This window comes from Streptomyces spororaveus, from assembly GCF_016755875.1.
GTDB lineage: Bacteria > Actinomycetota > Actinomycetes > Streptomycetales > Streptomycetaceae > Streptomyces > Streptomyces spororaveus.
The window spans coordinates 8,013,730-8,026,641 of sequence record NZ_BNED01000005.1; the positions used below are offsets into that span (position 1 = coordinate 8,013,730).

At 70.0% G+C, this 12,912-nt stretch carries 11 protein-coding genes and 3 pseudogenes; 13 read left to right on the forward strand and 1 reads right to left on the reverse strand.

Annotated elements, in window-relative coordinates; all coding sequences use genetic code 11:
• Positions 1 to 41: 41 nt before the first annotated feature.
• Positions 42 to 299 (forward strand): annotated as a pseudogene (locus Sspor_RS41665) (glycoside hydrolase family 65 protein); the annotation flags it as partial.
• 557 nt (positions 300 to 856) lie between these two features.
• Here the strand turns inward: Sspor_RS41665 and Sspor_RS38595 are convergent.
• A pseudogene (locus Sspor_RS38595) lies at positions 857 to 1,192 on the reverse strand (nicotinate phosphoribosyltransferase); the annotation flags it as partial.
• 167 nt (positions 1,193 to 1,359) lie between these two features.
• On the opposite strand from Sspor_RS38595, the gene Sspor_RS41235 reads away from it, so the two are divergent.
• From Sspor_RS41235 to Sspor_RS38650, 12 genes and pseudogenes are all read left to right on the forward strand, one after another.
• On the forward strand, positions 1,360 to 1,494 hold the full coding sequence (locus Sspor_RS41235; RefSeq protein WP_272934864.1) for a hypothetical protein: 135 nt from the start codon (positions 1,360 to 1,362) through the stop codon (positions 1,492 to 1,494).
• A 14-nt stretch (positions 1,495 to 1,508) separates the two neighbouring features.
• Complete coding sequence (gene ppsA / locus Sspor_RS38600) at positions 1,509 to 3,950, forward strand: phosphoenolpyruvate synthase (RefSeq protein ID WP_202203276.1); 2,442 nt, start codon at positions 1,509 to 1,511, stop codon at positions 3,948 to 3,950.
• 56 nt (positions 3,951 to 4,006) lie between these two features.
• Entirely contained in the window at positions 4,007 to 4,465 is a 459-nt protein-coding gene (locus Sspor_RS38605; RefSeq protein WP_202203277.1) for an Hsp20/alpha crystallin family protein, read from the forward strand.
• A complete protein-coding gene (locus Sspor_RS38610) occupies positions 4,462 to 4,965 on the forward strand; it encodes a flavodoxin domain-containing protein (protein ID WP_202203278.1) in 504 nt (167 codons plus the stop codon). Before Sspor_RS38605 ends, Sspor_RS38610 begins: the two co-directional genes overlap by 4 nt.
• Before the next feature lie 97 nt (positions 4,966 to 5,062).
• Positions 5,063 to 5,656: an Rv1733c family protein gene (locus tag Sspor_RS38615; RefSeq protein ID WP_202203279.1), complete on the forward strand. Its 594-nt coding sequence runs from the start codon at positions 5,063 to 5,065 to the stop codon at positions 5,654 to 5,656.
• Positions 5,649 to 8,330 carry a cation-translocating P-type ATPase gene (locus Sspor_RS38620; protein ID WP_202203280.1) on the forward strand — a complete coding sequence of 894 codons (2,682 nt, stop codon included), beginning with the start codon at positions 5,649 to 5,651 and terminating at the stop codon, positions 8,328 to 8,330. Before Sspor_RS38615 ends, Sspor_RS38620 begins: the two co-directional genes overlap by 8 nt.
• Positions 8,331 to 8,348: 18 nt before the next feature.
• The gene (locus tag Sspor_RS38625) at positions 8,349 to 8,648 is read left to right on the forward strand and encodes a DUF1876 domain-containing protein (protein ID WP_202203281.1); all 300 of its coding nucleotides are present in this window, start codon (positions 8,349 to 8,351) and stop codon (positions 8,646 to 8,648) included.
• A 123-nt stretch (positions 8,649 to 8,771) separates the two neighbouring features.
• A complete protein-coding gene (locus Sspor_RS38630) occupies positions 8,772 to 9,674 on the forward strand; it encodes a universal stress protein (protein WP_202203282.1) in 903 nt (300 codons plus the stop codon).
• The gene (locus Sspor_RS38635) at positions 9,674 to 10,531 is read left to right on the forward strand and encodes a universal stress protein (protein WP_202203283.1); all 858 of its coding nucleotides are present in this window, start codon (positions 9,674 to 9,676) and stop codon (positions 10,529 to 10,531) included. The genes Sspor_RS38630 and Sspor_RS38635 overlap by 1 nt, the downstream gene beginning before the upstream one ends.
• A 13-nt stretch (positions 10,532 to 10,544) precedes the next feature.
• The gene (locus Sspor_RS41670; RefSeq protein WP_373318919.1) at positions 10,545 to 10,880 is read left to right on the forward strand and encodes a cation-transporting P-type ATPase; all 336 of its coding nucleotides are present in this window, start codon (positions 10,545 to 10,547) and stop codon (positions 10,878 to 10,880) included.
• Positions 10,834 to 11,043, forward strand: a pseudogene (locus Sspor_RS38645) (DUF1918 domain-containing protein); the annotation flags it as partial. The gene Sspor_RS41670 and the pseudogene Sspor_RS38645, both read left to right, overlap by 47 nt.
• Before the next feature lie 106 nt (positions 11,044 to 11,149).
• Entirely contained in the window at positions 11,150 to 12,901 is a 1,752-nt protein-coding gene (locus tag Sspor_RS38650; protein ID WP_202203285.1) for a sensor histidine kinase, read from the forward strand.
• Positions 12,902 to 12,912 lie beyond the last annotated feature (11 nt).

Consider the following 12,912-nt stretch of genomic DNA (forward strand, 5'->3'; position numbering starts at 1 on the left):
CCGGCGCCGAACTGCTCCTGAGTATTGTCCGCTATTGGTGAGTGGCCGCCGAGCACGACGCGGACCGGCAGCCCTACCGGATCCGCGGGATCATGGGCTCGGACGAGTACCACGATGCCTGCCCCGGGGCGGCCACACCCGGGGTCGACGACAATGCCTACACGAACGTGACCGCCGCATGGATGCTGGCCCGTAGACTCGAGTCGGCAGCAGAGCCGCCGCGGACGCGCACGCGTCAGCTTGAGCAGCAACTCGGCCTCGATGCGGAGGCGCTGAACTCCTGGGAGGACGTCTCCCGCCATCTCTACGTCCTGCCGCGGCACGGCATTTCCTCAGTCAGTTCGAGGGCTACGGAGATCTGGCCGAGCTGGACCAGGATGCCTACCGAAGGCGGTACACGGAAGACATCCGCCTCGGAGCCATGGCCGGCGCTTTCGACCTCATCGAACGGGGCATCGTGGGGCTCGAGGTCGGCCCGGAAGGACTGGGCATCGCCCCCCGTCACCGTGGCATTCGCATCCGGTCCGTCCCCGGCAGGCTGGGTATCACTGTTCCCTTGTCCCCAACGGCCCCTCCCCTTCCGCTGTACCTGCCCGGTGGACGTGCCGCGTCCGTGGCCCCCGGTCGGCAGCGGTGGTTCCGCATGGAAGTCGGCTGACCAGCGGATCCCGTTCAGCGGCTCCTGTCTCCGAGGCCGACCGATGTCGCAGGTCCACGAGGTCAGCCTCGAAGCGGGCTCTGGCCGAGGCGAGGGTGTCGGGAAGGCCGGTCCCGCGGCCGTCCCGCATCACCGTACGGAGCAGGGGCACCGTACCGTCGGGCGGTTGCTCGTCGGACAGACCGATCACATCCGCGCAGGGGCGGTGACCTCCAGCAGGGGCTCCCCGGCGAAAACGAGGTGGCCCTCCGGAATCGCGCGGACTTCCCCGTCAAAGCGCAGGCCGAGCAGGCCGGACACTTCCTCGGGTGGTCTGTGGAGCGCGACGGCGGAATCGTGGACGTCATCCGTGCTCATCCGGAAGTGGGACAGGTAGTCCAGGGACGGCTCCAGCCCGGCGGAGACGAGGAATCCCCGGCCGGGCGGCAGATCCTGGACGAACAGGCTGAAGGTGACCGGGGCGCGCATCCCCTCTCGCAGGTGAGACATCGCCAGCGTCACCTGGTAGACGTGGGTGGTCGTCGTCTCGGACATGCCCCAAGCCGCACGGTCTTCGGCCTGTCGGGCATGAGCCTTTTGATCCCTTGCTCGGTCTGCCATGGGCCGGTCGGCCCCTCCCCGGCACGGCCCGGTCGGCCCCTTGCCGCTGTACCTCTCGGCACTGGGGTGCAGCCACCTCCCGGTGTGATCGTGGAATCCGGATGCCGATACGGGCTCCGTTTCCTCAGGAGGTGGGCACCATGCAGCGCATCCGGATCCAGTCCCGCCAGAAGCAGCAACACAAGCTCGCGCCGCTGGACCTGCGAACCCCGTCCGGCCGCCCGCTCCCCTATTGAGCCCGGAGGTCGTCATGGCAAGCACGCGGCGCGTCATACCGTTCGCGGAACTCGGCCGTAAGGAAGTCGGCAGTGTCGGGGGCAAGAACGCCTCACTGGGCGAGATGACCGCCCACCTGGCCGATGCCGGCGTGCGCGTCCCTCCGGGGTTCGCAACGACGGCCGCCGCGTACGGAGAGCTGCTGGACGGACACGGACTCCGGGGGCGGATCGAGGAACAGATCGCGCGCCTGCACGAGGGCGCCGCGCTCGATGAGGTCGGGGCCGCGGTACGGTCGATGACCCTCGCCGAGCCGCTGCCCCCAGGGCTGCGGGCCGAGATCGTCTCGGCGTACGAGCAGCTGGGGCGCGACGAAGGCCGCGCGGACCCCGAGGTCGCCGTACGCAGCAGCGCCACCGCCGAGGACCTGCCGGAGGCGAGCTTCGCAGGCCAGCAGGAGACCTACCTGAACGTGCGCGGGACCGCCCAATTGCTGGAGTCGGTGCATCGCTGCTACGCGTCCCTCTACACCGACCGAGCCATCGACTACCGGGAGCGGATGGCCTTCGACCACCTCCAGGTCGCTCTCTCGGTCGGTGTTCAAATCATGGTCCGGTCGGACCTGGCCGGTGCCGGGGTGATCTTCACCCTCGACCCGGAGAGCGGATTCCCCGAGGTCATCGTCATCAGCGCGGCGTGCGGACTGGGCGAGACGGTCGTCAGCGGGCAGGTCGACCCCGACGAGTACACCGTCTTCAAGCCGAGCCTGAAGGACCCGGATCTGGACCCGCTGATCGACGTACGTGTCGGAGCGAAGCGGCGGAAGGCGGTCTATGCGGAACCTGGACTGACGCGGACCGTCGACACCACCGACGAGGAGCGCTTGCAGAGGGTCCTGAACGACACCGAAGTGAGGCTCCTCGCCGACTGGGCGCTGACCGTCGAAGGGCACTACGGCTGCCCCATGGACCTGGAATGGGCCAAAGACGGCCTCACCGGCGACCTGTGGATCGTGCAGGCCCGGCCCGAGACCGTTCAGTCCCGCCGCGCCGCCTCCACCCTGCGCCGCTGCCGCCTGACGGCCGTGCCAGGTACGCCTCTCGTGGACGGCATCGCTGTCGGCGAGGCCATCGGCAGCGGGCCCGTCGTCGTCCTGGACTCGCCCGTCGACCTCGACCGCTTCCCGTCCGGCGGGGTGCTCGTCACCGGCATCACCGACCCGGACTGGGAACCGATCATGAAGCGGGCCTCCGCCATCGTCACCGATCACGGCGGCCGCACGTCCCACGCTGCGATCGTCAGCCGCGAACTCGGCGTCCCCGCCATCGTCGGCACCAGCCGTGCGACTCAGGCCCTCCACGAGGGACAGAAGGTGACCGTCTCCTGTGCCGAAGGCGGACGCGGCAAGGTCTACGACGGGCTGCTCGCCTATGAGGAGACGGAGACCGACCTCGCGGACATCCCCGCCACCCGGACACACGTCATGCTCAACCTGGCCGACCCGTCCGCCGCCTTCCGGTGGTGGCGCCTGCCGGCCGATGGCGTCGGCCTGGCCCGGCTGGAGTTCATAGTGGCCCACCAGGTCAAGGTCCACCCCATGGCCCTGCTGCACCCCGAACGCCTGGAACCTGCCGACCGCTGCGCCGTCGACCAGCTCACCGAGGGATACCTCGACCGCACTCGCTACTTCACCGATCGCCTGGCGTACGGCATCGCCCGGATCGCCGCCTCCCGGTGGCCCGCCCCCGTCGTCGTACGGACCAGCGACTTCAAGACCAACGAGTACGCGCGCCTTGTCGGCGGTCGGCCGTTCGAGCCGGTCGAGGCCAACCCGATGATCGGATGGCGGGGCGCGAGCCGCTACTACAGCGACGGATACCGCGAGGGCTTCGCCCTCGAATGCCGGGCCCTGCGCCAGGTCCGCGACGAGATGGGCCTGACCAACGTCATCGTCATGATCCCGTTCTGCCGCAGCCTCGAAGAGGCCGACCGGGTGCTTGGTGTCATGGCCGAGGAAGGCCTCCGCCGTGGGGAGAACGGGCTGAAGGTCTACGTCATGGCGGAGATCCCCGCCAACGTCATCCTGGCCCAGGACTTCGCCGAACGCTTCGACGGCTTCTCCATCGGCAGCAACGACCTCACCCAGCTCACCCTGGGTGTCGACCGCGACTCCGAAGCCCTCGCCCACGTCTTCGACGAGACCAACCCCGCGGTCACCCGGAGCATCGAGATCCTCGTCCCCCGCGCCCAGGCAGCGGGCCGCCCCGTCGGTCTCTGCGGCCAGCGCCCCAGCGACGACCCCGTCTTCACGGAGTTCCTGGTCAAGGCCGGGATTGACGCCATCTCCGTCGCCCCGGACAGTTTCGCCGCGGTCAAGCAGCACGTGGCCGCCGCCGAATCGATCCGGTACGGGGAGGGCCGAACGGCCCCATCAGGGACCCGATGGTCCCAAGCGGAGCAGCCGTCCGTCTCGTGAAAGTGGAGGAAGGCAACGCATGAAGGCGCTGACCGGGCGCCGGAACGGAGCACACCATGTCAGGAACGCACCTGGAGCGCAGGCGCAGCCCGTTCCCCGACTTCAGGGACTGGTTCGGCACCGAATTCCCACGGTTCCCGCTGTGGCGGTCGTCGTTCGACACCTTCCCGATCCCGATCGAGGTGACCAACAAGGAGGGGCAGTACACGCTGCGCGCCGAACTTCCCGGGATGGACCCGGACAAGGACATCCAGATCACGGTTGAGGGGGACACCCTCACCGTCAGCGCCGAGCACACCGAGAGCAAGGAGGAGAAGGATCACTCGGAGTTCCGCTACGGCTCCTTCCAGAGAGTTGTGCGCCTGCCCGGGCCGATCCCCTCCGACGAAGTCGAGGCAGCGTACGAGGACGGCATCCTCACCGTGCGCGTGCCCATGCCGGCCTCGCCCGAGGAGTCCAAGCGCAGCATCCCCGTCAAGCGCACCACGGCGGACGGCAAGGGAGACTCGTCATGACGTCCAACCGCGTCCTGGTCGCCTACGGCACCAAGCACGGTGCGACCGCCGGAATCGCGTCCGAGATCGGCAGGACCCTGCGTGAGGACGGCCTCGACGCCGTCGTGGTCCCCGCCGACGACGTGGACGACGTACGCGGGTACGACGCAGTGGTGCTCGGCGGCGCCCTGTACGCCGGGCACTGGAGCGGCAAGGCCAAGCGCTGCGCCGAACGCAACGAGCACTACCTCCAGCACCGCCCGGTCTACCTGTTCAGCAGCGGCCCCGTAGACAGTTCCGCCGCGCAGCACGACATCGCGCCGGTGCCTGCGGTGACCCGCGAGATGGAGCGCCTCGGCGCACGCGAGCACATCACCTTCGGCGGCAGCATCACCGCCAGTACGCCCGGCTTCATCGCCCGGGCCATGGTCCGCGCGGGCAAGGGAGGAGACTTCCGCAACCCCGAGCGGATCCGGACGTGGGCCCACCACATCAGCGCCGAACTTGCCGCCCCCCACTGAGCGGCCGGGCAGTACCAGAGCGCGGAGGTGCACGATGTCCGAGGCTGGCACGCCCGGCGACGGGCCTACGCGATCGCGCCCGGCGACGGTCGGCAGCGTGCGTCGGCTCTTCGGCGGACGTCCGAACGAGCTGCGTCGTCCAGCCGACCGGACCCGGCGCCGCTGGAACATCGCCTTCGTGCTCTCCTTCCTGATCGCCCTGTCCTTCGGCGTCGTCGTCACGACGGCCGTCTGGGACGCCGAAAGCCGCACTGCCCGGGAAGCGGCCCGCCACCGGCACCGGATCGAGGCAACGACGGTCGGCGCCGTGGAGCGCGCGGTCTCCAACCGTTCCGGCGGCACCTCCCGGACGGTTGCTCCGGCCGTCTGGGAGTACCCCGCCGCTCACCAGCACTCCGCCACGATCTCCGTCCCGTTCGGCACACCAGCCGGCCGGACGGTCACGATCTGGGTAGACGACACGGGCAGGGAAGCGCAGAAGCCGTCGTCCGAAGCCCAACGCGCCCTCGCGGCCGCAGCCGCGGGAGCCGGATCATTCACCCTGCTCGCACTTGCCACGGGGGCAGTGGTCCGCCTTCGTCTGCTCCGCGTCGAGGCCCGCAGCCGGGCCCAGTGGGAGGACGAGTGGGAGGCCGTGGAGCCACGATGGTCCGGCAGGCTTAAGCGCGAACAGGAGTCCGGCGATGACTGAGGCAGCCACCCGGCCCCCCTCTCCGGCCAAGGGGCTGCCCCCGAGCCCTGACCCCCTCGAACCGTTGCCGCTCCTGAGGCGCGAACTCGGCACCGGGCCGAGCGGACTCTCCGCACGCGAGGCGGCCCGCCGCCTCGCCGTCTACGGCCCCAACGAGGTCCGCCGCAAGACCCGTACTTCCCTGGGCCGCGAACTCGTCCGCCAGCTCGTCCACCCGCTGGCCGTGCTGCTCTGGGCGGCTGCCGCACTGGCCTTCGTGGCGGACATAGCAGTCCTCGGCTGGGCCATCGTCGCCGTGGTCATGGTCAACGCCGCCTTCGCGCTCCTGCAGGAGCGCCAGGCGGAGCAGGCCGTGGAGACCCTGGCCCGATATCTGCCCGAGCACGCATGGGTGATCCGCGACGGCCAACCGTCGGCCGTCGAGTCGCGCGAGCTCGTGCCGGGCGACCTCATCGTCCTCGAAGAGGGCGCCAAGGTCCCCGCCGACGCACGCCTGACCGACGGCGGCATCGAGGTCGACCTGTCGATGCTGACAGGGGAGTCCGCTCCGGCCGAACGCGTTGCCGGCCCCGGTCTCGCAGGGGCTCCGCTGCTCCAGGAGCCGAACCTCGTCTTCAGCGGTACCACCTGCACCGAGGGCCAGGCCCAGGCGATCGTGTTCGCCACGGGCGACCACACCGAACTCGGACGGATCGCGGCACTCAGCCAGCGCACCCAGCGCGACCCCAGCCCCTTGGAGCGGCAGGTCAAGAAGGTCGCCTGGCTGATCGCCGCCGTCGCGGTCGCCATGGGCGCGGTGTTCCTCGTGGCAGGCGTGGCCGTAGGACTCCCGCTGACCGACTCACTGATCTTCGCCATCGGCCTGCTGGTCGCCAACGTCCCCGAGGGCCTGCTGCCGATCATCACCCTCGCCCTCGCCGTCGGGGTACGGGCCCTCGCCCGCCAAGGGGCTGTGGTCAAGCGGCTCAGCGCCGTGGAAACTCTCGGGTCCACCAACGTGATCTGCACCGACAAGACCGGCACCCTCACCCGGAACCGCATGCGGCTCCAGACCGTATGGACACCTGAACACGGCACGAGCACCGGCCCCTGGACAGACGAACTCGCCCGGACAGGCGCGCTGTGCACCACGGTCACGCGGGACGCCGAAGGCCAGCTGCACGGCGACCCGACCGAGATCGCCCTGGTCGAAGGAGCCGGCGCCCACGGCGCCCCCGTCGACCTGGTCCGCAGGGACGCCGACCGCCGGGCCGTCTTCCGTTTCGACCCGCGGCTGCGCCTGATGTCGGTCGTTCAGGAGGAACCGGACGGCGCCCACGTCATCGTCAAGGGCGCGCCGGAGGCGGTGGTGAGCGCCCTTGACGGCGGTGACCCCACTGCCGCGCTCGCCGCCGCGGACCGGCTCGCCCACGACGGTATGCGAGTCCTGGCCGTCGCCATGCGCGACCTGCCGAAGGGGGCCGCGACGCCGGCGCGGCGCCACGACGCGGAGAGCGGTCTGCGCCTTCTGGGGCTCGTCGGCCTGTACGACCCCCCGCGGCCCGAGGTCGCCGAAGCCGTCCGCCGCTGCCACGACGCGGGCGTCCGGGTCCATATCGTCACCGGTGACAACGGCGCCACCGCGGCCGCTGTCGCGCGGGAGGTCGGGATCGGAGTACCACGCCTCACGGTGGTGGCCCAGTCCGAGACGGTGGGCGACCAAGAGCTCGACCAGCTCCTGGCACACGGCGACACCGAGGTCGTTTTCGCCCGCTCCTCACCGGAGACCAAGCTGCACGTGGCCGACACCCTGCGCGCCCACGGGCAGATCGTGGCCATGACCGGCGACGGCGTCAACGACGCCCCGGCACTTCACCGTGCGCACATCGGGGTCGCGATGGGCAGGTCCGGCACGGACGTGGCACGCGAAGCGTCCACGATGGTGCTGACCGACGACAACTTCGCCACCATCGTCGCCGCCATCGAATCCGGGCGCCGCGTCTACGACAACGTCCGCAAGTTCATCGTCTACATCTTCGCCCACGCCACCCCCGAGGTCGTTCCCTTCCTGGTGTTCGCACTTTCGGCCGGTACCGTCCCCCTGCCGCTGACCGTCCTGCAGATCCTCGCCATCGACCTCGGCACCGAGACCCTCCCCGCCCTCGCCCTCGGCCGGGAACGGGCCGAGCCGGGCGTCATGAGCCGTCCGCCGCGACCGAGCTCGCAGGGAGTCATCTCCCGCGACATGCTCATCCGGAGCTGGGGATGGCTCGGCACGGTGTCCGCCGCCCTGGTCATGACCGCGTTCTTCTACGTGCTGTGGCGGGCGGGCTGGCACCCCGGCGACCCCACCGGCCCCGGCACGCCCCTCCACCACGCGTACGTCACCGCGACCACCGCCACGTTCGCCGGCATCGTCACCTGCCAGGTCGGCACGGCGATGGCCGCACGCACCGACCACGCCGCTCTGCGCGAAATCGGCCTGTTCTCCAACCACCTGCTTCTCGCCGGCATCGCCTTCGAGCTGGTTTTCACCGCGGCACTCGTCTACGCGCCGCCGCTGCAAGACCTGTTCGGCACTGCAGCCCTGTCCCTCGACGTCGTCGCGCTCATCGCCACCTTCCCCGTTCTCGTGTGGGGCACCGACGAACTCCGGCGCTGGGCCCGGCGTACTCGCCGAAGCACGAATGCCTGAACCCGTCCGGAGGCTCCCATGCCACACACAGCCGAATGGAAGGTCCGTCTCTACCTCTTCGAGGAGGACCACACGACGAAGGCACGCCTGGAACTCGACACGGGCACGAACCGGCTCACGGGCCACGGCACCGCCCGCTGCGCACCCCAGGACAACGACGTTCCGGAGATCGGCGACGAACTCGCCGTCGCTCGCGCCATGGAGGATCTCGCCCTGCAGATGAAACGAGCCGCCTACGGCGACATGCAGGCCGCCGGAGCGCCGTCCCTGCAGGAGTCCCTCAAGCCGTACAGCGGGTGGCTGGACACCACAGCGTGACCACGAAGGAGGCCCGACCGGGACCTTTGGCCCCCATGAAGGTCCTGAGCGGCCCTCTTCCCACGGGGGCCTGCGGTGTCACTGTGAGGTCAGACCCTCACTGGCCCTGGGCGAGGAGGAATCATGAAGCACACCGTCAGCGGTTCCGAACTCGGCTCCGTCGTCGTCGGCGTCGACGGCTCCGAGCCCGCCCGTCAGGCCGCGCTCTGGGCAGCGGGAGAGGCCGAACGCCGAGGGCGTCCGCTGCACATCGTGTACGGCGCCGACACGGACGGCCGGGCACTCTACGCATCTGTCGAGACCATCGAGCGCGTCCGTGTTGCCGGCCGCGGACTGCTCGACGAAATCGCTGCTGCGGTCAAGAAGCAGCACCCCGGCCTGGTCGCCACCACGGAATTCGGTCGTGGCGACCCCGTGGCCAGCCTGCACCGGGCAGCTGGTCGTCGCGGCACCATAGTGGTCGGTAACCGGGGGCTGGGCGGATTCAACTCCCTCTTGCTCGGATCCGTGGGCCTGAAGGTGGCGGCCGGTGCGAAGACGCCCGTCATCATCGTCAGGGGAACCGAAAGCGGCGCCGAGAGCGGGACGGTACTCGCCGGGGTCCGTGACGAGCGAGATCTGGACTGCGTGCGTTACGCGGCGCGCGAGGCCGAGCTGCGCAAGGCCGAGCTGCGGCTGCTCCAGGTGTGGAACGTGCTCCAGTCCGTCGGCGACGTGATGACCATGATGGACGACATCAAGGAGATCGCCGACGAGTACGTCCGGCAGCTGACCGCGCTGACGGAGCGAATCCGCCGGGAATTCCCAGACCTCAGCGTGCGGGCGGACGCCGAGAAGAGCGCGTCCGTCGCCGGTGTTCTCGTCGAGGCTTCCCGACACGCCGACCTGCTGGTCATGGGCGGTCGCCGGGCGTCCGCATACCTGGGACCCACCCTCGGGCGGCACACCCACAGCCTCGTACACCACTCGCACTGCCCTGTGCTGCTCATCCCGCGCCACCCGGACGAGCATGGGAGTGGATCGTGATGGCCACCGCCGAACGCCGCGAGATCGTCGTAGGCATCGACCCGGCCAGGGACTGGCACTTGCCCCTTGCCTGGGCGTCGGACGAGGCCCACCGTCGTGGGATCGGGCTCCGACTCGTCGTGGCCGTGCCTCCGCCGCAGCGTACGCGGCAGGTTGATGACACACCCCGCATGACGGCTCTGCGCCAGGCGGGCTCTGAAGCCCTCGCGGCAGGTTACGACTGGGCGCGGGAACGACACCTGGGGCTCGACGCGGCCACCGATCTGATCGAAGGATTCCCCGTTCCCGCCATCGGACGCCTGTCTCACCAGGCCCGCATGCTCGTGCTCGGATCCCGTCACCTGAGCCGGACCGCGGAACTCTTCAGCGCCGGTTCCACGGTGGTCCCGGTCGTGGCACAGGCGCACTGCCCCGTCGCCGTGGTGGGAAACCCCGAGCACATCACCCAGGAGTCGCCCTACCTGGTCGTCGGCATCGACGGCAGTGAGTCCTCGAAGGCGGCGCTGGCGCTCGCCTTCGAGGAAGCCGACCTGCGAGGCGCCGCGCTGCGTGCCATCGCGGTGTGGCAGCCGCCGGTCTTCCTGCTCCACGATGAGGAGGTCGCACTGCAGGCTCAGCGGCGGATGCTGGCCGAGACCACGGCCGGCTGGTCGCAGAAGTACCCGGACGTGGTGCTTTCCCACGAGGTCCCGATCGGGCACCCGGTGGAAGAGCTCGCGGAGGCTGCCGAGCACGCGCTGGCCGTGGTGGTGGGCCGCCGCGGACGAGGAGGCTACTCCGGCATGCGCCTTGGTTCCGTGGTCCACGGACTGCTGCACCGGGCGTTCTGCCCGGTGATCACGGTTCCGGCCGAATAGGACCACCATGGCCATGACCCCGGCCACCGCAGAGGTACCGGTACGCGCGCCTGGCGGGCTCACCGACATCGAGGCGGAACGCCGACTGGCCGAGCACGGCCGCAATGAGACCGCCCCGGCGACGCCCTGGCCGGCGAGGGTGCTGGCCCAGGGCGGCAGCGCTTCGACCTTCCGCCGCTCCAGTCGGTTCTGGAGACCGAACCACTGGGAGGGCCGGGCGTTGCCCTGGCGTCAGCCGCCCTCACCAGTGGCTTCGCGGCGGCCCAACTCGCACGGCACGCATTCCGAAGGAGATGATGGTTATGGAGACGCGCACGTCCGAGCACGGACCCCACGCTCGCGTCGGTGACGAGATTGTGGTGGGCGGGCCGACGGTGGGCAAAGCGGGTCGCGACGGCGAAGTCGTCGGTCTGCACCACGACGACGGCACTCCGCCCTACGACGTCCGCTGGTCGGACACCGGCAGGACCACCCTCTTCTTCCCGGGACCGGACGCACACATTCGGCATCTCGGCGCGGACGACTCCGGATGATGCCTTCAGCCTGAGCGGGAAGGTGGGGGCAGGGATACGGTGAAGAGGCAGGCCGAACTCCCCCGGGGCGCCGCTGGAGGTACGCATGGGCGGGGACGAGCTGGGTCCCGTGCGTCCTGGGCTTCCGCGGCTCCGGCTGGACGAACTGCTCGAGGAGCTCCAGGTCCGTATCGACGAGGTGCGCGGCACCCGGGACCGGCTGAACGGGCTCCTCGAGGCTGTGATGTCCGTCGGTCGGGAGCTCGATCTGCCACAGGTTCTGAGGGGCATCGTCGAAGCGGCTGTCGTCCTGGTGGACGCGGAGTACGGAGCTCTGGGTGTCATCGGTGACGACCAGAAGCTCGCCCAGTTCCTTCCCGTCGGCATCAGCGACGAGCTCCGAGCCGAGATCGGAGACCTGCCCTCCGGCCACGGCATCCTCGGGCAGCTCATCCGGCACCCCGAGACGCTCCGGCTCTCCGAACTGTCCGATCACCCCGCCTCCTACGGCTTCCCTCCCCACCACCCCCCGATGCACTCCTTCCTCGGTGTCCCCATTCGGGTCCGCGAGGACGTCTTCGGCAACCTCTACATGACCGAGAAGCGGGGTGGTATCGACTTCGACGAGGAGGACGAGGCGGTCCTGTCCACGCTGGCGGTGGCGGCCGGCATCGCCATCGAGAACGCCCGCCTCTTCGAAGAGGTACGCCTCCGGGAGCGCTGGCTGGCCGCCAGCTCCGACTTCACCAGTGCTCTGCTCTCCGGCTCGGCCGAGACGGAGGTGCTGGAGGGGATGCTGGAGCGAGCCCGCGACATCACGGGCGCCGACATCGGTGTGTTCTACCTCGTGGGCCAGAGCGGGGAGCTGCGCGGCTCGCTGGCCCTGGGGGAGGGCGCCGAGGCACATCGCGGCATCGTGCTGCCCAGCAGCGAAGGCACCATGGCCGCCGCTGCCCTCGGCGAGGAGGACGGACTGATCACCGTGGCCGACGTCGGGGCCGACGACCGGGTCACCGTGCAGCCGGAACGGTGGAAGGGTTTCGGCCCCGCCGTCGCCGTCACGTTCGGCACCAAGGAGAAGCTGAGCGGCGTCCTCATCCTGGCCCGCAGGCGCGGCCGCCCGGCGTTCGCCCGCGCCGAGATCGCAGCCCTGCCCGGCTTCGCCGGCCAGGCCGCCGTGGCCCTGGAGCTCGCCGACCGGCGCCGGGACGCCGAGCAGATGAGCATGCTGGAGGATCACGACCGCATTGCCCGTGACCTGCACGATCTCGCCATCCAGCGCCTCTTCGCCGCAGGTATGACCCTGCAGAGCGCGCAACCCTTCGTCGAGCATCCCGAGGCTTCGGAACGACTCGCCCGGGCGATCGACGACCTGGATGCCACCATCAAGATCATTCGGTCGACGATCTTCGGGCTCCGTGAACACGAAGTATCCGGAGTGCCGCCGAAGCTGCGGCTCCGTGCCGTTCAGGCCATTGAGGAGGCCGCCCAGGTACTCGGTTTCGCCCCGGCCCTGCGGATGGAGGGCCTGATCGACACCGACGTACCCGCCGAGACCGCGGACGAGGCACTCGCCGTGGTCGGGGAGGCGCTCACCAACGTCGCCCGGCACGCGAGGGCAAGCCAAGCGGAAGTGTCCATCGCAGCCGTCGAGGGCGTACTGACCGTACTGGTCATCGACGACGGAGTGGGAATGGCGGAGGGAGGTCGTCGCAGCGGGCTGCGTAATCTCAGTGAACGGGCCGAACGCCTGGGTGGTGAACTCTCCGTTTCGGCGCGCGGGCCGACCGGGCAGGGCACAAAGCTGGAATGGCGGGTCCCACTGGGCGGTGGAGGCCACTGCCCACCCTCCAGGTGAGCACGCCCCGT

Coding starts and splice junctions, on each gene's coding strand:
- Sspor_RS41235 (WP_272934864.1), top strand. CDS start 1,360: ATGCCGATACGGGCTCCGTTTCCTCAGGAGGTGGGCACCATGCAGCGC.
- ppsA (WP_202203276.1), top strand. CDS start 1,509: ATGGCAAGCACGCGGCGCGTCATACCGTTCGCGGAACTCGGCCGTAAG.
- Sspor_RS38605 (WP_202203277.1), top strand. CDS start 4,007: ATGTCAGGAACGCACCTGGAGCGCAGGCGCAGCCCGTTCCCCGACTTC.
- Sspor_RS38610 (WP_202203278.1), top strand. CDS start 4,462: ATGACGTCCAACCGCGTCCTGGTCGCCTACGGCACCAAGCACGGTGCG.
- Sspor_RS38620 (WP_202203280.1), top strand. CDS start 5,649: ATGACTGAGGCAGCCACCCGGCCCCCCTCTCCGGCCAAGGGGCTGCCC.
- Sspor_RS38625 (WP_202203281.1), top strand. CDS start 8,349: ATGCCACACACAGCCGAATGGAAGGTCCGTCTCTACCTCTTCGAGGAG.
- Sspor_RS38630 (WP_202203282.1), top strand. CDS start 8,772: ATGAAGCACACCGTCAGCGGTTCCGAACTCGGCTCCGTCGTCGTCGGC.
- Sspor_RS38635 (WP_202203283.1), top strand. CDS start 9,674: ATGGCCACCGCCGAACGCCGCGAGATCGTCGTAGGCATCGACCCGGCC.
- Sspor_RS41670 (WP_373318919.1), top strand. CDS start 10,545: ATGACCCCGGCCACCGCAGAGGTACCGGTACGCGCGCCTGGCGGGCTC.
- Sspor_RS38650 (WP_202203285.1), top strand. CDS start 11,150: ATGGGCGGGGACGAGCTGGGTCCCGTGCGTCCTGGGCTTCCGCGGCTC.